This window comes from Nocardioides szechwanensis (genome assembly GCF_900103935.1).
GTDB classification, from domain to species: domain Bacteria; phylum Actinomycetota; class Actinomycetes; order Propionibacteriales; family Nocardioidaceae; genus Nocardioides; species Nocardioides szechwanensis.
Map to the genome: position 1 here is coordinate 330,457 of NZ_FNIC01000001.1, position 19,812 is coordinate 350,268.

23 protein-coding genes are annotated in these 19,812 nt (G+C 72.7%); 10 read left to right on the plus strand and 13 right to left on the minus strand.

The window, feature by feature from the left end; all coding sequences use genetic code 11:
* Positions 1–20 precede the first annotated feature (20 nt).
* The 4 genes from BLR90_RS01635 to BLR90_RS01650 form a co-directional block, all read right to left on the minus strand.
* Positions 21–971, minus strand: a complete 951-nt coding sequence (locus tag BLR90_RS01635; RefSeq protein WP_143016072.1) for an NADase-type glycan-binding domain-containing protein — start codon at positions 969–971, stop codon at positions 21–23.
* A 100-nt stretch (positions 972–1,071) separates the two neighbouring features.
* Positions 1,072–2,121 carry a 3-deoxy-7-phosphoheptulonate synthase gene (aroF, locus tag BLR90_RS01640; protein ID WP_091021960.1) on the minus strand — a complete coding sequence of 350 codons (1,050 nt, stop codon included), beginning with the start codon at positions 2,119–2,121 and terminating at the stop codon, positions 1,072–1,074.
* Between the two features lie 188 nt (positions 2,122–2,309).
* A complete protein-coding gene (locus BLR90_RS01645; protein ID WP_245715098.1) occupies positions 2,310–3,215 on the minus strand; it encodes a DMT family transporter in 906 nt (301 codons plus the stop codon).
* Complete coding sequence (locus BLR90_RS01650) at positions 3,212–4,099, minus strand: deoxyribonuclease IV (protein ID WP_091021962.1); 888 nt, start codon at positions 4,097–4,099, stop codon at positions 3,212–3,214. Before BLR90_RS01650 ends, BLR90_RS01645 begins: the two co-directional genes overlap by 4 nt.
* Before the next feature lie 59 nt (positions 4,100–4,158).
* Between BLR90_RS01650 and BLR90_RS01655 the strand changes: the two genes are divergently transcribed.
* Positions 4,159–5,304 (plus strand): SGNH/GDSL hydrolase family protein, encoded by a 1,146-nt coding sequence (locus BLR90_RS01655; RefSeq protein ID WP_091021963.1) that lies wholly within the window; start codon positions 4,159–4,161, stop codon positions 5,302–5,304.
* A 42-nt stretch (positions 5,305–5,346) separates the two neighbouring features.
* Here BLR90_RS01655 and BLR90_RS01660 read toward each other — a convergent pair whose 3' ends face one another.
* The 3 genes from BLR90_RS01660 to pknB form a co-directional block, all read right to left on the minus strand.
* A complete protein-coding gene (locus BLR90_RS01660; protein ID WP_091021965.1) occupies positions 5,347–5,997 on the minus strand; it encodes a hypothetical protein in 651 nt (216 codons plus the stop codon).
* On the minus strand, positions 5,994–6,491 hold the full coding sequence (locus BLR90_RS01665; protein ID WP_091021967.1) for a SigE family RNA polymerase sigma factor: 498 nt from the start codon (positions 6,489–6,491) through the stop codon (positions 5,994–5,996). The genes BLR90_RS01660 and BLR90_RS01665 overlap by 4 nt, the downstream gene beginning before the upstream one ends.
* 83 nt (positions 6,492–6,574) lie before the next feature.
* Positions 6,575–8,614, minus strand: a complete 2,040-nt coding sequence (gene pknB, locus BLR90_RS01670; protein WP_245715099.1) for a Stk1 family PASTA domain-containing Ser/Thr kinase — start codon at positions 8,612–8,614, stop codon at positions 6,575–6,577.
* Between the two features lie 126 nt (positions 8,615–8,740).
* Between pknB and BLR90_RS01675 the strand changes: the two genes are divergently transcribed.
* The 3 genes from BLR90_RS01675 to BLR90_RS01685 are packed head-to-tail and all read left to right on the plus strand — an operon-like array spanning position 8,741 to position 10,009.
* Positions 8,741–9,115 (plus strand): Rv2175c family DNA-binding protein, encoded by a 375-nt coding sequence (locus BLR90_RS01675; protein WP_091021969.1) that lies wholly within the window; start codon positions 8,741–8,743, stop codon positions 9,113–9,115.
* A gap of 16 nt (positions 9,116–9,131) precedes the next feature.
* On the plus strand, positions 9,132–9,575 hold the full coding sequence (locus BLR90_RS01680; protein WP_245715100.1) for a guanyl-specific ribonuclease: 444 nt from the start codon (positions 9,132–9,134) through the stop codon (positions 9,573–9,575).
* Entirely contained in the window at positions 9,572–10,009 is a 438-nt protein-coding gene (locus tag BLR90_RS01685) for a barstar family protein (RefSeq protein ID WP_091021971.1), read from the plus strand. Before BLR90_RS01680 ends, BLR90_RS01685 begins: the two co-directional genes overlap by 4 nt.
* Positions 10,010–10,020: 11 nt before the next feature.
* Here the strand turns inward: BLR90_RS01685 and BLR90_RS01690 are convergent, their stop codons facing one another.
* Positions 10,021–11,109 (minus strand): polyprenyl synthetase family protein, encoded by a 1,089-nt coding sequence (locus tag BLR90_RS01690; RefSeq protein WP_245715101.1) that lies wholly within the window; start codon positions 11,107–11,109, stop codon positions 10,021–10,023.
* A gap of 70 nt (positions 11,110–11,179) precedes the next feature.
* Between BLR90_RS01690 and metF the strand changes: the two genes are divergently transcribed.
* Both metF and BLR90_RS01700 read left to right on the plus strand, forming a co-directional pair.
* Complete coding sequence (gene metF / locus BLR90_RS01695) at positions 11,180–12,070, plus strand: methylenetetrahydrofolate reductase [NAD(P)H] (protein WP_091021975.1); 891 nt, start codon at positions 11,180–11,182, stop codon at positions 12,068–12,070.
* A gap of 25 nt (positions 12,071–12,095) precedes the next feature.
* The gene (locus BLR90_RS01700) at positions 12,096–12,695 is read left to right on the plus strand and encodes an SIMPL domain-containing protein (RefSeq protein ID WP_091021977.1); all 600 of its coding nucleotides are present in this window, start codon (positions 12,096–12,098) and stop codon (positions 12,693–12,695) included.
* Between the two features lies 1 nt (position 12,696).
* On the opposite strand, the gene BLR90_RS01705 is transcribed toward BLR90_RS01700, so the two are convergent.
* From BLR90_RS01705 to BLR90_RS01725, 5 genes are all read right to left on the minus strand, one after another.
* Complete coding sequence (locus tag BLR90_RS01705) at positions 12,697–14,076, minus strand: phytoene desaturase family protein (protein ID WP_143016073.1); 1,380 nt, start codon at positions 14,074–14,076, stop codon at positions 12,697–12,699.
* Positions 14,009–15,424, minus strand: coding sequence for a hypothetical protein (locus tag BLR90_RS01710; protein WP_091021979.1), 1,416 nt, complete (start codon positions 15,422–15,424; stop codon positions 14,009–14,011). The genes BLR90_RS01705 and BLR90_RS01710 overlap by 68 nt, the downstream gene beginning before the upstream one ends.
* 172 nt (positions 15,425–15,596) lie before the next feature.
* Positions 15,597–16,205 (minus strand): DUF4126 domain-containing protein, encoded by a 609-nt coding sequence (locus BLR90_RS01715; protein WP_091021981.1) that lies wholly within the window; start codon positions 16,203–16,205, stop codon positions 15,597–15,599.
* A 32-nt stretch (positions 16,206–16,237) separates the two neighbouring features.
* Positions 16,238–16,597: an ArsC/Spx/MgsR family protein gene (locus BLR90_RS01720; RefSeq protein ID WP_245715102.1), complete on the minus strand. Its 360-nt coding sequence runs from the start codon at positions 16,595–16,597 to the stop codon at positions 16,238–16,240.
* Position 16,598: 1 nt separating this feature from the next.
* Positions 16,599–17,075: a YbaK/EbsC family protein gene (locus BLR90_RS01725; RefSeq protein ID WP_091021983.1), complete on the minus strand. Its 477-nt coding sequence runs from the start codon at positions 17,073–17,075 to the stop codon at positions 16,599–16,601.
* A gap of 55 nt (positions 17,076–17,130) precedes the next feature.
* Here BLR90_RS01725 and BLR90_RS01730 point away from each other — a divergent pair, with 55 nt between their 5' ends.
* The 4 genes from BLR90_RS01730 (at position 17,131) to BLR90_RS01745 (ending at position 19,734) form a co-directional block, all read left to right on the plus strand.
* Positions 17,131–17,571: a hypothetical protein gene (locus tag BLR90_RS01730; RefSeq protein ID WP_091021985.1), complete on the plus strand. Its 441-nt coding sequence runs from the start codon at positions 17,131–17,133 to the stop codon at positions 17,569–17,571.
* Between the two features lie 165 nt (positions 17,572–17,736).
* Positions 17,737–18,057: a DUF6504 family protein gene (locus BLR90_RS01735; protein ID WP_091021987.1), complete on the plus strand. Its 321-nt coding sequence runs from the start codon at positions 17,737–17,739 to the stop codon at positions 18,055–18,057.
* 1 nt (position 18,058) lies between these two features.
* A complete protein-coding gene (locus tag BLR90_RS01740; protein ID WP_170254217.1) occupies positions 18,059–18,529 on the plus strand; it encodes an SAV_6107 family HEPN domain-containing protein in 471 nt (156 codons plus the stop codon).
* A gap of 8 nt (positions 18,530–18,537) precedes the next feature.
* The gene (locus tag BLR90_RS01745) at positions 18,538–19,734 is read left to right on the plus strand and encodes an endonuclease (RefSeq protein WP_245715103.1); all 1,197 of its coding nucleotides are present in this window, start codon (positions 18,538–18,540) and stop codon (positions 19,732–19,734) included.
* Positions 19,735–19,812: the final 78 nt, after the last annotated feature.

The following is a 19,812-nucleotide window of genomic DNA, read 5'->3' on the forward strand; positions in this document are numbered from 1 at the left end:
CCTGCCGCGTCACTCGACGATCAAGCAGGCGTGCCCACCAGGGACAGGTCGCTGATCGCCGTGTAGTCGCGTGCCGAGCGTCCGGTGCCTGGCGCGGAGACGCTGACCAGCCGGAGCGTGACGGTCGACGTGGTGACCTCACCGACGTCCACGACCTGGAGGGCGCGGACCTCCTCCAGCGACTGGGTGACCACCGTGCCGTCGTCGAAGGTCCACTCGACGGCGAGGACTCGGCGGTTGCCGCGGTACCAGTTGAGGACGGTCCCGTCGTCGTCGGAGGTCTTCGCGTAGCCGTTGACGATGCCGACCTCGGTCAGCGTCGTCGGCTCGGCGAGCGTGACCGTGATCGTCGACCCGGAGCCGTCACCCGGCATCCGCCAGCAGGTGGTGGACACCCCGTCGAGCATGTTGCGTGCCTCGTAGCGCACCAGGTTGCCGTCGACGTCGGTGTTGGGCGGTGCCGTGCGAGGGACCGTCGCGGTCGCGGTGGTCGCGACGTCGGTGGGCTCCCCGGGAGTCTCGGTCGGGGTGGGCGTCGGGGTCTCGCTCGGGGGAGGGCTGGTGCTCGGGCTGGCGGGCTCGGTCGGCTCGGAGGCCGACTCGGTCGCCGAGGGCGTGTCCGAGCCGGAAGGCTCGTCGGCCTCGGGCTCGTCGTCGCTTCCGTTGACCAGCAGCACGGTGCCGACCACCGCCACCAGCACCAGCACCAGCGCCACCGCGCCGGCGAGCCAGGGCAGCCAGGCCGGGCGGGCGTCGCCACGGTGGTTGCCGGTCGGGGGCGGGGGCGGCGGCGCGTAGCCGGGTGAGTACGCCGGTGGGTAGGCCGGCGGGGCGCCGGCGCCCACCTCGTCGGCGTACAGCGGGAAGCGGGGCTCGGGCGGAGGCGGCGGCGGTGGGAGCGGCGTGACGGGGGCGGACACGGTGGGTCCGGCCGGGTCCAGGACGGCCGGCCGCTCGGCCGTGTCGCCCATCGGCGGGCCCTCGGACACGAGGTGGCCGCAGTTGACGCAGAAACGTCCGACACCGAGCGCGTGCCCACACTTCACGCAGGTCCTCACGAGCCCACCCTAATCAGGCAGTCCGGATGCGCTCCCCGGCGTCCACCCGGCCCACGACCGGAGGGAGACGTCGTACGGCGGTCGCGAGCTCGCGCAGGTCGTTGCCCAGCAGCGCCTGGGGACCGTCGCAGAGCGCCGTCTCGGGGGTGGGGTGGACGTCGACGATGATCCCGTCAGCTCCCACCGCGATGGCCGCCCGTGAGAGCGGCACCACCAGGTCCTTGCGGCCGGCCGCGTGCGACGGGTCCACGATGATCGGCAGGTGGCTGGTCGCCTGGACGACCGGCACCGCCGAGATGTCGAGGGTGTTGCGGGTCGACGGCTCGAAGGTGCGGATGCCGCGCTCGCACAGCACGACGTCGAGGTTGCCGCGCTGTGCGATGTACTCCGCCGCCATCAGCCACTCCTCGATGGTCGCGGTCATCCCGCGCTTGAGCAGCACCGGCTTGCCGGCGTCGCCGACGGCCTGGAGCAGCCCGAAGTTGGCCATGTTGCGGGTGCCGACCTGGAGCATGTCGGCGTGCTCGGCCACCACCGGGACGTCGCGGGCGTCGACCACCTCGGTCACGATCGGCAGCCCGGTTGCCGCACGCACGTCGGCGAGGATCCGGAGGCCGGCCAGGCCCAGGCCCTGGAAGGCGTACGGCGAGGTGCGCGGCTTGAAGGCACCGCCACGCAGGATCGTGGCGCCGGCGGAGCGGGCCATGTGCGCGGCGGCGAGGGTCTGCTCGGGGGTCTCGACGGCGCAGGGGCCGGCCATGAAGGTGAACGTGTCGGGGCCGATCGGCACCTGCGCACCCTGCGGCCCGACCCAGACGGTCGACCGCTCCGCGTGGTGCTGGCGGCTGACCAGCTTGTAGGGGTCGCTGATCCGGTGCACGTCGGCGACGCCCGGCAACGTGCGCAGGTTGAGGTGGTGGAAGGACTCGATGTCACCGACCAGGCCGATGATGGTGCGGACGACGCCCTTGGACACGAAGGCCTCGCCTCCGACGGCCTCGACCTTCTCGACGACGTGCGCGACGTCCTCGTCGGTGGCGTCCGGGGACATGACGACGACCATGGGGTTCCTCTTCTCTGTTGCGGCCCGCTCCCGGAACGCGAAAACGCCCCGGTCGTCGGCCGGGGCGTTGGTGGGTGTGCGGCGCGTCTAGACGCCCCGCACGGGCAAGCCCGGCAGGTGTCCAAAGAAGTACGAGTGCGTCACGCGGGAGACTCTAGCCAGCGCGCCGGAGCCGTCCGGGCGGGTGCTCACACCGCGAGATGCTGCACCTCGCCCTCGACCTTGCGGCGGGGCCCGATCTCGACGACCAGCATCGCGGCCAGCACCATCAGCCCGCCCGTGACCATGCGCAGCGCCAGCGACTCACCGCCCAGCAGCACCGCGAAGAACACGGCGAAGACCGGCTCCATGCTCATGATGATCGCGCAGCGGGTCGGCGCGAGATGGGCCTGCGCCCAGGTCTGCCCGACCAGCGCCAGCGCCCCGGCGAAGACCGCCATGTAGACGACCGAGAGCCAGTCGCCGGTGGTCGCGGGCAGCACGATCCCGTCGGGGGCGGTGGCGAGCAGGCAGATCACCGCGATCACGATCAGCTGCACGATCGACATGCCGAGCGCTTCGTCGGGCTTCGACCACGCACCCAGGCCCACGATGTGCAGCGCGTAGAGCAGCGCGGCCACGAGCGTGATGCCCTCACCGAAGCCGATCGCGAACCCGTCGAGTGTCAGCACGCCCAGGCCGGCCGTGGCCAGCAGGACGGCGGCCCAGGTCGCGGCGGTGATCCGGGTGCGGAGCAGCACGGCCGCGAAGAGCGGTGTGGCGACGACGTACATGCCGGTGATGAAGCCCGACACGCTGGCCGCGGTGTGCGCCAGGCCCGCGGTCTGCAGGATCTGCGCCACGCCGTACAGCCCACCGAGCACCACCGCGTGCCGCCGCGACTCGCGGCTCAGGCGGGCCACCGCCCGCGGGGCGACCGCGATGATGGCGACGCTCGCGATCGCGAAGCGGACGGCGAGGAAGTCGAGAGTCGGCACCCGGTCGAGCAGGTCCTTGATCAGGAAGAACGTCGAGCCCCAGCACGCGGTCATCGCCAGCAGGGCGGCCGTGGCGAGGAGCGTCGTACGGCGGGAACCGGCTACCTGAGCAGTCACCCGCGCACCAGGGCGCGGGAGCGGAGCTCCTTGAGCAGCGGGATGTCGCGGTTGTCGGCCGTGCGGGAGTCGGGCGTCTCGAGGACGAACGGCACGCCGGCGGTGGCCGGGTGGGCGAAGAGCTCCTCGAACGCCCCGGTGCCGATGTGGCCCTCGCCGATGCGCTGGTGCCGGTCCTTGAACGCGCCGCGCACGTCCATCGAGTCGTTGGCGTGGACCAGCCGGAGCCGGCCCTCCCCGCCGATCTCGACGATCCGGTCGACGGTGGCGGTGGTGCCGCCCGGCTCGTCGAGGGGCGCGCCCGCCGCGAACACGTGGCAGGTGTCGAGGCAGATTCCAGCCTTCGGGTGGTGGTCGAGTGCTGCGAGGTAGGCGGTGAGGTCCTCGACGCCCGCGCACAGCGAGCGCCCCTGCCCGGCCGTCGGCTCGAGCAGCAGCCACGGCGCGGCCTCGTCGGCCACCGCGTCGAGGATCGGCAGCAGCGCCTCGCGGACCTGGCGCAGCGCGGCCGCGTGCCGGGTGCCGTCCGGGTCGCCGGTGGGATCGACGTACGAACCGGTGTGGACGACCACGCCCTCCGCCCCGATCTCGGCGGCCCGCTTGAGGTTGTGCGCGACCAGGGCGACCGAGCGGGCGTAGGTCGCCGGGGTGGGGGAGCCGAGGTTGACGAGGTACGGCGTGTGGATGAAGGTGCGCATCCCGCGGCGGGCGGTCTCGGCGCGGAAGCGGGCGTCCTCGGCCGGGTCGCCGGGCGAGAGCGCCCAGCCGCGCGGGTTGCCCACGAAGACCTGGATCGTCTCGCAGCCCAGCTCGTCCGCGGACGCGAGCGCCCCGCTGGACAGGCCCTTGCCGACCAGCACGTGGGTGCCGATCGGGTTGCGCATGCGGCAACGCTATCCGGCCTCGATTTGGCCCCGGGACCCCGCCCGCAGGAACCTGACACGTGCCCTTCCCCTTTGCCGAGATCCTGCGTGGAGCCGTCGAGCTCGAGCAGACCGCGCGCGGCTTCCTCCCGCACCGGCTGCCCGCCCGCGCCCGCGCGCTGCTGGCCGACCCGCAGCTGTCCGTGACCGAGAGCCAGCCGTCGGGGGTACGGCTCGCCTTCCGCACCGGCGCCACCGAGATCGAGCTGGACGTCGCACCGACGAAGCGGGCCTACGTCGGCGCCCCGCCCCGCCCCGACGGGGTCTACGACCTGGTCGTGGACGGCGACGTCGTGGCACAGGCCACCGCCCCCGGCGGCGACGTGAGAACCGTCGACATGGCCACCGGCTCGGTCGAGCACGTCTCTGGCGGTGTGGTGACCGTGCGCTTCGACGGGCTCGCTGACCGGCTCAAGGACGTCGAGATCTGGCTGCCCTGGAACGAGACGACCGAGCTCGTCGACCTCCGCGCCGACGCGCCCGTCGAGCCCCTGGCCGCCTCGGGTCGACCGGTGTGGGTGCACCATGGCAGCTCGATCAGCCACGGCTCCGACGCCGCCAGCCCCACCGCGACCTGGCCCGCCCTCGCCGCCCGGCTCGGCGGCCGCGAGCTGGTCAACCTCGGCTTCGCCGGCAGCGCCCTGCTCGACCAGCTCACTGCGCGCACCATCCGCGACACCTCCGCCGACCTGATCAGCGTCAAGATCGGCATCAACATCGTCAACACCGACGCCATGCGGCTGCGCGCCTTCACGTCGGCGGTGCACGGCTTCCTCGACACCATCCGCGACGGCCACCCCACCACGCCGCTCCTCGTCGTCAGCCCGGTCCTGTGCCCTCTCCACGAGGAGACGCCCGGCCCGCTCGAGATGGACCTCAGTGCTCTCGCCTCCGGCCGGCCCCGCTTCCGCGCCACCGGCGACCCCGCCGAGGTGGGCGCGGGCAAGCTCACGCTGTCGGTCATCCGGGAGGCCCTGACTCGGATCGTCGCCCAGCGCGCCGACCCGAACCTCTCGCTCCTCGACGGCCGCGAGCTCTACGGCGAGGACGACTTCGTGGTGCTGCCGCTCCCCGACGGCCTCCACCCCGATGCCGCCACCCACCAGCTGATGGGTGAGCGGTTCGCTTCCGTTGCGTTCGGTCCGGGCGGTCCGCTCGCCGGGTGAGCCCGGGTGACGGCGTGTGGTGTCGAGGGGTCCCGTCCCCGCTCAACGCGTCGCGTCGCGCCAGCTGTCCGCGGTCTCTTCGTCGTAGTACCGGGTGAACCCGCAGGTCCATGCGATCGCGTCGTCGAAGGTCGTGCCACCCCAGCGGTGCTCGCCGCTGACGAGCAGCCGGTCTCCCAGCACATAGCCAGGGGCGGACTCGGAGCTTTCGTCGCGAGTGCTGTCGCCGGGTGGGGTCATGTCGATGGTGACGGTCGTGCCGGACCCTCCGGCGAACCATTCGTGTACGTCAAAGGTCACGCCGACGTAGCCGCCTCCACTCCCCGGACGGTCACTGCGTGCGGGACCGACGGAGACTGCGGTGCCGTCGAACGCGATCGCACGATCGGCCAGAGTCTTCGGTGAGTACTCGAAGGCACAGGAGGTGAGACCGGAGTCTCCCACTGGCCCGGTCGGTCCCGACGAGGGAGGGCGGGTCTGCGGGACCCGGTCGGGTAGGTCTTCGGAGCCGCCGAGCACGGCGACCCCGGCCACCGACGCCGCCACCAGCAGCCCGGCGCCCCAGGCGACTCGGACCTGGCGTTGGCGGCGTACCCGTCGTTGAGCATGCTCGGCCAGGGCCACTGCGACCGGAGCCGCCGCGGCGTCCTCGTCGAAGAGTCGCCTCAGTTCCAGCTCCAGCTGTTCGGTCATGATGTCTCCTTCAAGGTTTCCAGTACGCCGCCGCTTCTGAGGGCGGCCAAGGCTCGGGAGATGGTGGCGCGCACCCCGCTCGCGCTGACCTCCATGAGGTCGGCGACGGCGTTGTCGTCCAGGTCCGCGTAGTAGCGCAGGACCAGGGCCGTGCGTGCGCGGGGCGTGAGGGTCGCCAGGGCCACGCGCAGCTCGTCCCTGGACACCACGTCATCGGCGGGGTCGGCGTCAGGCGTGCGTGGCTCCCACGTGGCAAGGTCGGTGGGACGCTCGGTCGAGGAGCGACGGCGGTGCCAGTCGAGGTGAGCGTTCACCAGCATGCGCCGGACGTAGGCGTCCGGGTTGTGGGCCGCCTGCACCTTGCGCCAGTGGCGGTAGGCGTCGGCCAGGACCGTCTGGGTCAGGTCCTCGGCCCGGTGCGGGTCACGGGTCAGCACAAAGGCAAGGCGGAGCAGGGGCTGGCCCTGCTCGCTGGCGTACTCCTCGAACCTCATGGGTGACCTTTCGACGGCGCCTCACCTACTCAGACGTATCGAGGACCCGGATCCGCTGCATCCAGAACGAACTCGCGAACGCGTCAGACGAGGAACAACGTGATCGTGCTGCCCAGGGGGATCATCTCGCCGGCGGCGGGGTCCGTGGACAGGACGTAGCCGAGGCCGATGTAGCTGCCGCTCTCCTCGGTCTTGACCTCGAAGCCCAGGGCCTCGAGCTCGGCGGTCGCGGCGCCGACGCCGGAGGCGGTCACGCTCGGGACCTCGACCAGCTCGGGTCCGAGGGACACCACGAAGCTGACGGTCTCGCCGCGGAAGAGCGTGCCGCGGCGCGGCTCCTGGCTGATCACGTCGCCCTCGGGGACGGTGTCGTCGTACTCCTCGGAGGTGACGGTGGCGACCAGGCCGCGCTCCTCGAGCGCTTCGCGGGCGTCGTCGTAGTCGTCGCCGACCCAGTCGCCGACCTTGATCGGCTGGCGGCCCAGGCTGACGACGAGGTCGACGGAGGCGCCGGGGCGCAGCGTCGTGCCCGACTCGGGGATGCTGCGGATCACGGTGCCGGCGGGGACGGTCTCGGAGTACTTCTCGATCGTCTCGTCGAAGCTGAGCTTGACCTCGAGCAGCGCGTCCTGGGCCTGGTCCTCGGTGAGGCCCTTGACCTTGGGTACGTCGTAGCGCTCCTTGCCGAGCGACAAGGTGAGGGTGACGGTGCCTTCCTGGAGGATCCGGGAGCCGGCCTCGGGGTCGGTCTCGATGACCCGACCGGCGGGCACTGTCTCGGAGTACGCCGCGTCGGCGTAGTCGATGCTCAGGCCGGCGTCGTCGAGCTTGGACTCGGCCGCGCTCTGGGTCATGCCGACGACGCCGGGAGTGGAGGTGTAGCGGGCCCAGCCGAACCAGTAGGCGGCGCCCCCACCAGCGGTGGCGAGCAGCAGTGCGAGCACGAGCAGGATCGGCCCGCGCCGCGAACGACGTGGCCGGCGCTGCCGGGGTGCCTTCGGCGGCTTGGGGGCGCGGGGCTCACGCGGGCGAGCGGCGGGACGAGGAGCGCCAGGCGGAGGCTGCATCGGCGGCGGCAGCGCGGCCGGGTAGGTGGCGGTGTCCTCACGGACCGGGGACGGCGCCATGAGGGCGGCCATCTCGTCGGCGTCCCACATATCCGAGGCGGTGTCGCTGCGCTCACCGAGATCTCTGGAGAGCAGCATCGGGGCGAGGTCTGCGGTCAGGTCCGGGTCTTCTCGTACGCCGTTCGCGAGCGCGTGGCTGACGCGGTGCACCTGGTGCAGCAGCACCGCTGCGTCCGCGGGGCGCAGGCCCGGCTCACGGGCGGTGGCGCGGGCCACCAGCGCGTCGACGTACGGGGGGATGTGGGGGACCAGCTCGGACGGCGGCGGCACGTCGTGGTGCACGTGCTTGTAGGCGACCTGGATCGGGGACTCGCCCTCGTGCGGCTTCTTGCCCGTGAGCAGCTCGTAGAGCAGCACACCGGCGGCGTAGACGTCGGCGCGGGCATCGGCCTTGCCGTCGACGACCAGCTCGGGGGCGAGGTAGGAGACGGTGCCGATCAGCACGCCCTTGGTGGCGGTGTGCTGGGTGTCGGCGCTGACCGCCTTGGCGAGGCCGAAGTCGGCGACCTTGATCCGTCCGTCGTCGGCGATCAGGACGTTCTCGGGCTTGACGTCGCGGTGGATCAGTCCGGCGCGGTGGGCGGAGGCGAGGGCGGAGAGCACCGGCTCCAGCAGCGCGAGCGCCCGCAGCGGCGACATCGGGCTCTCCTTGGTGATGGTGTCGCGCAGCGTGTGGCCGGAGACCAGCTCCATGGCCAGGAAGACGGTGCCGTGCTCGTCGCCCTGGTCGTAGACCGCGACCACGTTGGGGTGCGACAGCCGGGCGGCCGCACGTGCCTCGCGCACGAAGCGGGCCGCGAACTCGTCGTCGTCGCCGAGACCGGCGTGCATGATCTTGACCGCGACCGTGCGCTCGAGCCGGGTGTCGGTGGCCTCGTAGACACTGGCCATGCCGCCGCGCGCGATCCGCGGCCCCATCAGGTAGCGGCCGTCGAGCAGCCGACCGATCATGGGGTCGGGCACGGCAGCGCCCGGCACACGCCGATCTGAGCTCACAGCGACCCTCCTGCGCACCGGACGGGGAAGGATCCGGAGACCCAATCGTACGGTCGGAGGCCCCGCCGGGGGTGTTCAGGCCGCTCCGGCGTGGCGTGGCGACACCCCGGGTGGAACCATGACCCCATGAGTGAGACGCGACTTGCCGACCATGACCTGGCCGTGCTGGTGACCGACTGGATCGACTGGGCCGAGACCGCCAAGCGGCTCGAGGTCACGGTGGCCAAGGTCAAGACCATGATCCGCCACCACGAGCTGGCCGCCGCCGTCCCCACGCCCGGCGAGGGGCAGAAGGTGCCCGCCGACCTGGTCCAGGACGGCTTCCCGGTCAAGGGACTGCCCGGACTGCTCACGCTGATGCACGACAACAAGTACGACGACCGCGAGATCATCGCCTGGCTCTACCTCGAGCAGGACGACCTGCCCGGCCGCCCGATCGACGCGCTGCGCGAGAACCGCGGCACCGAGGTCAAGCGCCGGGCCCAGGCCATGGCCTTCTGAAGCCCCACCTCGTGACGTGACCTGGAACCGCACCACGATCACCACCTTGGTGATCGTCGCCGTCTCGGTGGTGTTCGCCGCGGTGCTGTTCCGGGTGACCGACGACGGCTCGGTGGGTTCCCCCTCGTCGGGCGGCCCACCTGCCTCGTCGCCCCAGGCCGGCGACGTCGACCCCGAGAGCCGGCTGCCCTGGGTCGAGCTCACCGAGCTGCCGGTCGAGGCCCAGGGCACGGTCGCGCTGATCGACCAGGGCGGACCGTTCCCGTGCGCGAAGGACGGGTCGACGTTCGGCAACTTCGAAGGCCTGATGCCCGAGCACGAACGCGGCTACTACGCGGAGTACACCGTGATCTTCGACTGCTCGGGCAACCGCGGCGCACGCCGGATCGTGGCGGGCGACCGGGGCGAGCTGTTCTACACCGACGACCACTACGAGTCGTTCGAGCGGATCCTGCGATGAGCGGCCTCTCCGGCGTCTTCGCCGGCCGCCGGCCGCCGGGCATCTACCGCTGGCACGCGGCGTACGACGTCAGCGACGTGCGGCACACCGTCGAGCACGCCGGCTGGCGGTTCGGCTACGTCGACGGCTGGCTGGCCGAGACGAAGGCGGAGTTCCTCGACGCGGTGGGGGTGGCGCTGGACTTCCCGGACTACTACGGCCGCAACTTCGACGCCCTCAACGACTGCCTGCGCGACCTCGCCGACCGGGGCGACGACACGGTGCTGCTCTGGGACGGCTGGGGACCCTTCGCCCGCGCCGACGAGCAGGCGTTCGCGGTTGCCCTGCGCATCCTCACCGAGCGGGCCGAGGCGGCCGACCACGAGCGCGGCGGCAGGTTCCTCGTGCTCCTGCGCGGCGCAGGCCCGGACCTCGACGTCCCCAGCCTCGACTGAGCGACTGAGGCTCAGACGACGCGCTGCGTCGCCGCCGAGGCGAGCTGGCGCAGCACCTGGCCGGCCCGCTCGTCGACACCGGCCTGGTCGAGGCCGACGACCGCGAGCCGGGCCAGCTCGCCGATGACCTCCTCGACCTGGGCGTGGGCGCCGCTGCCGTCGATCACCTGGCGCAGCCGGTCGACCTGCTGCTCGTCGAGCGGGCGACCGAGGGAGCGGTCGAGCAGCTCTGCGTCCTCGCGCTCGGCGCCGTCGAGGGCCAGCGCCACGAGCACCGTGCGCTTGCCCTCCACCAGGTCGTCGCCGGCGGGCTTGCCGGTGGCGGCGGGGTCGCCGTACACACCGAGCAGGTCGTCACGCAGCTGGAAGGCCTCGCCGAGCGGCAGCCCGAACGCCGACAGCCGCTGGAGCATCTCCGCGTCGGCGCCGCCGAGCGCGGCGCCGATGTGGAGCGGACGCTCGATGGAGTACTTCGCGGATTTGTAGCGCAGCACGGTCATCGCGGTCTCGACGTCGGCACGGCCGCGTGCCTGCACCGACACGTCGAGGAACTGGCCGGCGATCACCTCGGTCCGGCAGGCGTCGAAGAGCTCGAGCGCCGGAGCGACCCGCTCGGCCGGAAGCCCGCAGCGGCGCAGCAGCTCCTCCGACCAGCTGAGCAGCAGGTCGCCGAGCAGGATCGCCGCCGCGGCGCCGTACTGCGCCGGGTCGCCGCGCCACCCGTCGGCGCGGTGCTCGGCCTCGAAGGCGCGGTGCGTCGCGGGCCGGCCGCGGCGGGTGTCGGAGGCGTCCATGTAGTCGTCGTGCACGAGCGCGCTGGCGTGCAGCATCTCGAGCGAGGCGCAGGCGCGGGCGAGCGCCGCCTCGTCCTCGACGTCGGGCCGGACCGCCCGGTAGCCCCAGTAGCAGAACGCGGCGCGGAAGCGCTTGCCCCCGGACACGGCCCGGCGGGCCTCGGCGACCAGCCGGGCGGCATCGGGGCCGAGCGGCGTCAGCGTGGCGGACTGCTCGTCGAGGAAGGTGTCGAGTGCTTCCTGGACCGTCGCCCGGAAGGCCTCGCTGTCCCACTGGTCCGGCTCAGTCGTCCCGTCGCTCGCCACGCGCCCGAGACTAGTGGCCATAGTGCGGTCAGGATTCGTTGGGCATCGCCCGGCTACCTACACTTCCGGCATGTCGACGCACCGCGGACGAGGCATGGCCGAGCTGATCCACGAGGGTCGGCGGTCGTTCTCGTTCGAGTTCTTCCCGCCCCGCGACGAGGCCGGCGAAGCCCAGCTCTGGCAGGCGATTCAGGACCTCGAGCCCTACGAGCCGACGTTCGTCTCGGTGACGTACGGCGCCGGCGGGTCCAGCCGCGACACCACGATCCGGGTCACCAGCAGGATCGCCCGCGAGACGTCGATGACGCCGATGGCGCACCTGACCTGCGTGGGCCACACCCGCGAGGAGCTGGAGCACATCCTCGACTCCTACATCGAGGCCGGCGTCCACCACGTGATGGCGCTGCGCGGCGACCCGTCCGAGGGCCCGCGTGCCGCGTGGACGCCCACCGAGGGCGGGCTCAACTACGCCACCGAGCTGGTCGAGATGGCCCACTCCCGCGGTGACTTCCGCATCGGCGTGGCCGCCTTCCCCGAGGGCCACCCGTCCGCCGAGTCGCTCGACCAGGACGCCGAGGTGCTCGTCGCCAAGGCCCGGGCCGGCGCGGAGTTCGCGGTGACCCAGATGTTCTTCCGCTCCGAGGACTACTTCGGGCTGGTCGAGCGGGTGCGCGCCCACGGCGTCGACATGCCGATCCTGCCCGGCATCATGCCGATCCTGAACCTCGCCGCGATCCGCCGCCAGGGCGAGCTGATCGGGACCGACGTACCCGACGACATCGTGGCGCGGATCGCGGCCAAGGACGGCGACCCGGTCGCCATGCGCGCCGAGGGCATCGCGATCGCGGGCGAGCTCTGCGAGGAGCTGCTCGCGGGCGGCGCCCCGGGCCTGCACTTCTACACGCTCAACCGGTCCAAGGCGACGCGCGAGATCTTCGAGCACCTCAAGATCACGGTCTGAGCCTCGGACGACTAGCGTCGCGAGCATGCGCACCATCACCGTCACCGGTCACGGCACCGCCACGGTCGTCCCCGACACCGCGGTCGTCCGCGTCAGCGCCGTCCACCGGGCGCCCACGCTGGCCGAGGCCCTGGCCGGCGCCTCGTCCGCCGGCGCCGCCGTGACGACCGTGGCCCGCGCCCACGTCGACGCAGCCCGGCTGTCGTCGCGCGAGCTGTCGGTCTGGCCCGCCCACGACCACGAGGGACGCCAGTCCGGCTTCGAGGCACGGCACGCCTACACCGTCACCTGCGGCGACCTCGACGTCGCCGGCACGCTCGTCGCCGAGCTCGCGGCGCAGGTCGGCGACCGTCTCCAGGTGGAGGGGGTCTCGCTCGAGGTGTCCGACACCGCCGCCGCGGTGACCGCCGCACGCGAGGCGGCGTACGCCGATGCCCGCGCCCGCGCCGAGCACCTCGCCGGTCTCGCCCACGTGTCGCTCGGTGACGTGCAGTCGGTCGTCGAAGGGGGCGGCGTGGTCCCGATGGCGCGCGGCTTCGAGGCGATGGCCAAGGGCGACGTGGTCCTCGAGCCGGGCGAGAGCTCGCTCGGCCAGGCGCTCACCGTCACCTGGGCGATCCTGTAGCTCAGGCCGGCCCGATCGCCTGCGCCACGAGCGCGGCCGACAGCCCGACGTACGGCAGCCCGCCGCCGGGAGTGGCGTGGGCCCCGGCGGCGTAGACGCCGGGGATGGGGGTCGTCGGCCCGAGCCGCTGCCGCACGGTCGCGCGTCCTTGCCAGAGCACGCCCATCGGTGAGCCGCCCCAGTCGTCGACCAGGTCGCGGGGCGAGCGGTCGACGCGGACGACGACCTGCTCGCGCACGTCGATCTTGTGCCGGGCCAGTGCCCGCAGGAGGTCCTCGGCGAGCTTGCCGCGCCCGTGGACCGTCCACGCGGCGCCGCCCTCGGGCGCCGTGCCTCCGGTGCGTACGACGAGCAGCGGGTCGCCGTGCAGGACCAGCTCGCGGGGGAGGTCGGGCAGCTCGCCCTCGAGACCGAGGTAGCTGACCACGGGCGGGATCGCCGGCATCGTGCGCTCGACGTACGACGCGAGCGCCGGCAGGCGGCGCGGGTCGATGGCCACCACGACGACATCGGCGGCGATCTCGCCCAGGTCGGTGGCCACGGCGGCGACCCGGCCCTCGCGCACGACGAGGTCGCGGACCGGGGTGTCGGTGAGCACGGTGACGCCGCGGGTCGCGAGCCGGGCCTCGAGGGCGGTCGCGAGGGCACCCATGCCGCCGGTGATCGTCCAGGCGTCGAAGCGCTGCTCGAGGTAGGCGCGCAGCCCCGCCCACGCCGGCACGTTGCGCAGGTCGTGTCCCTCGGCGACGAACGGGTACCCGGCGACGAGGGCGAGCCGCTCGTCGCGGAAGCTCTTGCGCAGGCGCTTGTGGAGGGTCTCGCGGCTGTTGAGCCGGGCCGCCACCTCCTTGGGCAGGGCGGCCGGGTCCCAGGGGACCTCGAAGTAGCCGCGGCGCAGCACCTCCCAGTCCTCGTTGAACGACTCCACGTAGTCGACCCAGACCTGCCCGAGGCCGCGGCCGAGCTCGTCGAACGCCGCCAGCTGGGCGCCGCGCGTCCCGCCGGGGAGCCGGACGCTGGTGCGGTCCTCGAAGCGGTGCTCACGCACGACGTCGAGCGCGACCAGTTCGAGCTCCTTCTCGACCGGGCGGCCGGACTTGCGGAAGAGGTCGCGCACCACCGCGGGCAGCAGCGTCGACGTGGCCGCGCCGTCCCAGGTGTAGCCGCTCTCGCTGACCGTGCCGAGGGCCCCGCCCAGCGTGCGTGCGCGTTCGAGGAGCGTGACCTCGTGGCCGAGCTTGGCCAGCCGGGCCGCCGACGCGAGGCCGCCGAAGCCACCCCCGACCACCACCACCCGCGCCATGGCGGCGACCCTACTGGCGAATCGGTCGGCGCACGTCGGGGGCGGCCTCCAGCGCCCCGAAGCCGGTGCCGAACTCACGGTCGACGAACCGGAACAGCCCCGCGTTGACGGTCGCGAGCCGCTGGCCGCGCACGAGTGCGGCGCAGGGGTCGAGCTTGGCGAACAGCCCGGTGGCGGTGTCGGCCGCGACCAGCGTGTTGCCGGTCTCGCGGTCGGCGCGCGCGAAGTCGCGCCCGTCCCAGGCGACCGGGAAGGCGACGTCGCCGCCCACCTTGGCGTCGCCCTCCGACATCGCGACCGCCTTGGCGGCGCGCCGGGAGTCCATCAGCGGCACCAGCCGCTCGAGGTCGGCGACGGTCAGCCCGGTGTCGACGCCCGCGACCAGGTTGGCCTGGAGCAGGGTGAAGAACCACCGGTCGACCTCGGAGACCACCGTCGCGCCGGCGGACATCCTCGAGTTGAGCTCGGTGGGCAGGAAGCCGTCGGCGGTCAGCACCCCGTCGATCCCGAACGCGCCCCGGTAGCCGTGGGCCGACGCGAGGTGCGCGCCCACCCGTCGTACGGCGTCACGCATGGCGTCGCGGTCGGCGTCGGGCGGGTCCCACGTCGTGCCGATGCCGCCGTAGACGAAGCGCCGCTCGCCCACGTCGCGCAGCGTCGCGATCTCGACCGGCCGGAACGCCGCCGTGCCGTCGGGCAGCACGACGCCGTGGATCGAGCACGGCACGCCCTCGAGGAACGGCATCACCCGGACCCGGTCGCAGCGCGGTGCGAAGAACCGGAGGGCGCCGGCCCGGTCCCGCTCGTCGAGCACCCAGCGCACGTAGTTGCCGCCGCCGTTGAACCCGTCGCGCGCATCGCCCGACCACACCGCGCCGAGCGGACCGGCCAGCTCGTCGGTCGCGGCCCCGAGGGCGTCGGGCTCGGTGGCCACGATGCGGTACGGCGCGCCTGGCACGCCCGCCGCCTCCCACACGGCGTCGGCGACCATCTTGTCCTCGAGCGCGAGGAACGCGGCCGGCCGGCCGAAGGTGACCGGGCGCCCGTCGATCGGCTCGTCGGTCGTGACGAACGGGTTGGTGAACCACACGCCCTCACGGGCGGGGTCGAACCGCTCCACCGCGGCGGCGGCCCCCGGCGGCAGCTCGCGCGCCATCCGGTCCATCAGCCGCAGCTCGTCGGTGACCGAGTCGACGTCCGGCGGCACGATCTCCACGACCTCCGCGTCGTCCGGCTCGGGAATCGGCCCGGCCCCGCGACCGGTCGACACGACCAGCACCGGGCAGCCGAGGCCGCGCAGCCAGGACACGGCCTGGGTGGCCCCGGCCAGGATGCTCGGGCCCACGACGACCGGCCGCCCGGCGTAGAGCGCGGCCAGCCGAGCGGTCACGGCGGCGCGGACGGCGTCGTCGCTCAGGTCCTCCATGTGGAGACGCTAGTGCCGCGTGTCGAAGTAGTTGGGTGTTTGGCGTACTCAGGGTGTCGGCCTCGCAAGGCGGCGGCGCGAAGGCATACCTGGTCGTCTGTTGAGCGTCGCCAACGCAGCGAGGTGCGTGCCATGGGCGCGCGAAGCGCGCAAGAACTTCGGACACGGGGCACTAGGTGACCGAGGTGGGGCCGGCCACTGGTTTGCGGTCGCGTCGCTGGCGCACCCGCCGCCAGCCGCGGCGCACGAGCTTGGCCACCAGGTAGAGCACGACCAGGCCGACGGCGAGCAGCACGCCCGCGATCGCGGCGGCGGCCGCGGGGTGCTCGACCGCGAACCACACCAGGGCGAGCACGGTGACGTCCTCGGCGACGCTGGCACCGATGTTGGTGACCGGCTCGGGCGAGGAGTTGATCGCGAGCCGGCTGCCGGCCTTGACGAGGTGCGAGAGCAGCGCGGTGCCGCCGCCGACCACGCCGTTGACGGCCTGCGCCAGGGAGTCGGCGTCGCCGGCGAGGAGCACGCCGATGACCGCGCCCGCCGTGGGCCGCACCAGCGTGGAGACGACGTCCCAGGCGGAGTCGACGTAGGGGATCTTGTCGGCCACGAACTCCATCGCGTAGAGGAACCCGGCCACCGTCAGCACCTCCCAGCGGCCGAGGGCGTCGGGGATCTCGGCAACGTTGCCGACGCGGTCGTAGATGCCGAGCACCAGCACGACCAGGTAGGCGTTGACGCCGCTGGCCCAGCCGCTCGAGAACGCCAGGGGGAGGGACTCCACGCAGGTGATCGTAGGCGCCGGGCCCGTCGGCGCTAGGGCGCGGAGATGATCCGGGCGAGCGAGTCGGCGTCCCGTCCGACGACCGTGGTGCCGTCGGCGGCGGTCAGGATCGGGCGTTGGAGGGCGCGCGGGTGGGCGGCCAGGGCGGCGATCCACGCGTCGCGGTGCGCCGGCTCGCGGGGCAGGTCGATGCCCTCCTCGGCGGCCTCCTTGGCGCGAGCGATGTCCCAGGGCTCCAGCCCGAGCCGGTCGAGCACCCCCGCGATCTCCTCGGCGTTCGGCGGGTCCTCGAGGTAGCGGCGTACGACGTAGTCGGCACCGGCCGCGTCGAGCTCCGACACCGCGGTGCGGCACTTGGAGCACGCGGGGTTGAGCCAGATCTCGATACTCATGTCACTCGACGTCGATCTCGGTGGCGCCGGTGAGGGCGACCAGCTCGTCGTACGACGTGGAGAAGACCGCGGCCGGGTGGCCGGCGGCGGCCCAGACGACGTCGTACCTGCGCAGCCAGGGGTCGAGGTACGTCGGCACCGGTGCCGGGTGGGCGATGGGGGAGACCCCGCCGATCACCTGGCCGGTGTGCTCGCGCACGAACTCGGGCTTGGCCCGCCGCAGCGCACCGACCCCGAGGGTGGCCGAGACCTTGGCCTGGTCGACCCGGTGGGCGCCGGAGGTGAGGATCAGGACCGGGGCGCCGTCGGCCTCGAAGACCAGGCTGTTGGCGATCGCCCCGACCTCGCAGCCCAGCGCCTCCGCGGCCAGTGCGGCGGTGTGGACGCTGTCGGGCAGAATGACGATCTCGCCCACCCCACCGAGACGAGCATGCTCGCCCCGGAAGCGCGCGATACCGGGGTGCTCCGTCGTCGTCATGGTGCGACTCTAGTGTCGCCGCCCGGCGCAGTGCCCCAGAGAGAACAGGTGTTCCATGATCCAGCAGCCGCCCTCGGTGACCCTCGCGGTCCGACTCATGGTCGGACTTGTGGTCCTCGGCGCTGCGGTCACGGTGCTCACGGTCGTCCAGCGTGACGAGCTGATCGAGGCGTGGTCGGTCGGACACCCGGCCGACAGCTCGATCCAGCCCCCGGCGTTCGTGCCGGTGGCGATCGTGCTCTACGTCGTGCTGGCCGGGCTGATCCTGGTGCTCATCCCGTTCCTGCGCACCGCCCACAACTGGGCCCGGTGGAGCCTGGTGGCGATGGTCCTGATGGTCGCGCTGTCGACCCTGGCCTGCCTGCGCACCGACCCGCCGGTGCTGTTCGTGGTCTTCTCGATCGCCTCGCTGCCGCTCGACGCGGCCATCCTCTACGCCCTCCTCCACCGCGACACGTCCGCCTTCCTGCGCGACGAAGTCCCGGTCCGAGCCTGACGAGCCGGGAGTACGAGCGAAGCGAGTACTCCTAAGGAAGGACGAAGTCCTTCCCACTGTCGGTGGTGCGGTGTACCTTGACGGTGTTCGAACAAGTGTTCGAACACCGTCGGCGGGGACGACCTCGACCCCCGTCCCCGCCGGCACCGGTGCGAGGAGGACAGCATGAGGCGCTACGACGACCCGGTGGAGGTGCGCAAGGGCGGTGACGGCCCCGAGCAGTTCCTGTGGCGCGGCCGGTTGTGGAAGGTCCGGGCAGTGCTCGCCCACTGGGTCGAGACCGGCCCGTGGTGGCAGGGCACTACTTCTGAAGGGGTGTCCGGCGCGCCATCCGCTCTGGGCGCCGACCTGCTCGCCGAGCGCGAGCTCTGGCGGGTCGAGGCGGGCCGCGGGCTCGCCGACGCCGGCGCCGACGGTGGCGGGGTCTTCGACCTCTCCTTCGACTGGTCCGACGGCTGCTGGCAGCTCGTCGGCTGCGAGGACTGAGATGAGCGAGATGCCCAACCCCTACGCCCTCCCGGCCACCACCCACTCCTACCTCGCCCGCAGCGCCGAGTCGCTCACCGAGGCGGTCGTCGCCACCGACGTCCCCACCCGCTACGCCCTGGCCCACGTCAGTGCGCTGCGGGCCGCGGCCGCGCTGCTCGCCGCCCGGGCCCGCCCGGCCCCGGCCCGGCGGCGCCCGCAGAAGAACGCCTGGGTGCTGCTGGCCGAGGTCGCCCCCGAGCTGGGGGAGTGGGCCACGTTCTTCGCCGCCGGTGCCGCCAAGCGGGCCGCGGCCGAGGCCGGCTCGACCCGCGCCGTGTCCGAGCGCGAGGCCGACGACCTGGTCCGTGACGCTGACCGGTTCCTCGGCGTGGTGGAGGCCTCGCTCGGCCTGGTGCCGCACGCGCCGCTCGCGGTCGTCCCGCGGGCAAGGGTTATCCCGTCTCGACGCGAGGTCTCCCGCTCCGCTTAGGTCGTGGGGTGAGCCTCCTCCTCGGGTCGCGCCGGCCTCCGCGCCGCGTCGCGCAGCTGTTGTCAGTCCTCCTCCTCGCGGCCACGCCGGCGCTGGCGCCCGCGATCTCGGTGGTCCCGGTGTCGGTGGTCGACTCCGCCCAGGCCGCGACCCCGATCACGGTCGCCGCCGCCCGGGCCACGCAGAACGGGTCGAGCGCCACGGTCCGCGGCTACGTCGTGGGCCAGCCGACCTCCTCGACCACGGTCGTCACTAGCGGCTTCCCCAGCGACTACGCCCTGGCGCTGGCCGACACCGCCGGCACGACCGACACCTCGCAGATGGTCTACGTGCAGGTCCCGAGCGCCTTCCGCTCGGCCTGGGGGCTCAAGACCAACCCCTCGCTGATGGGCGACCGGATCGACGTGACCGGCACGCTGTCGGCGTACTTCTCCCATCCGGGCGTCACGGCGGCCACCGCCTTCGCGGCCGCCGGCACCACCCCCGACCCGCCGACCGGCGGCACCGACGACTACGACACCACCTACTGGGCGCCGGCGATGGGCAAGAGCGGGGCCGCGCTGGAGTCCTCGCTGCACTCGATCATCTCCAGCGGGGTCACCCGGCTCAGCTACGACCAGGTCTGGAACGCGCTGAAGAAGACCGACCAGGACCCCGCCAACGCCAACAACGTGATCGAGCTCTACACCGGCGACAGCTTGGCCAAGACCAACAACGGCGGCGGGGTCGACCAGTGGAACCGCGAGCACGTCTGGGCCAAGTCGCACGGCGACTTCGGCACCGCCACCGGCCCCGGCACCGACATCCACCACCTCCGCCCCGAGGACGTCACCGTCAACTCCGACCGCGGCAACCTCGACTTCGACGAGGGCGGCACCGAGAACGACGAGGCTCCGGGCAACTACGCCGACAGCAACTCCTGGGAGCCGCGCGACGCGGTCAAGGGCGATGTTGCCCGGATGATCTTCTACATGTCGGTGCGCTACGAAGGCGGCGACGGCTTCCCCGACCTCGAGGTCAACGACATCGTCACCAACGGCTCCGCGCCCGGGCACGGCCGGCTCTCGGCGCTGCTCCGGTGGAACGCCGAGGATCCGCCGAGTGCCTTCGAGATGCGCCGCAACGACGTCATCTACGTCGACTTCCAGCACAACCGCAACCCGTTCATCGACCACCCCGAGTGGGCTGCTGCCATCTGGAACTGACGGGTTGACGCCCTGGCGGAGGCCTGACCTACACTGACCGAGTCGAACATCTGTTCGAACAAGTCAGGGGTCGAGCAT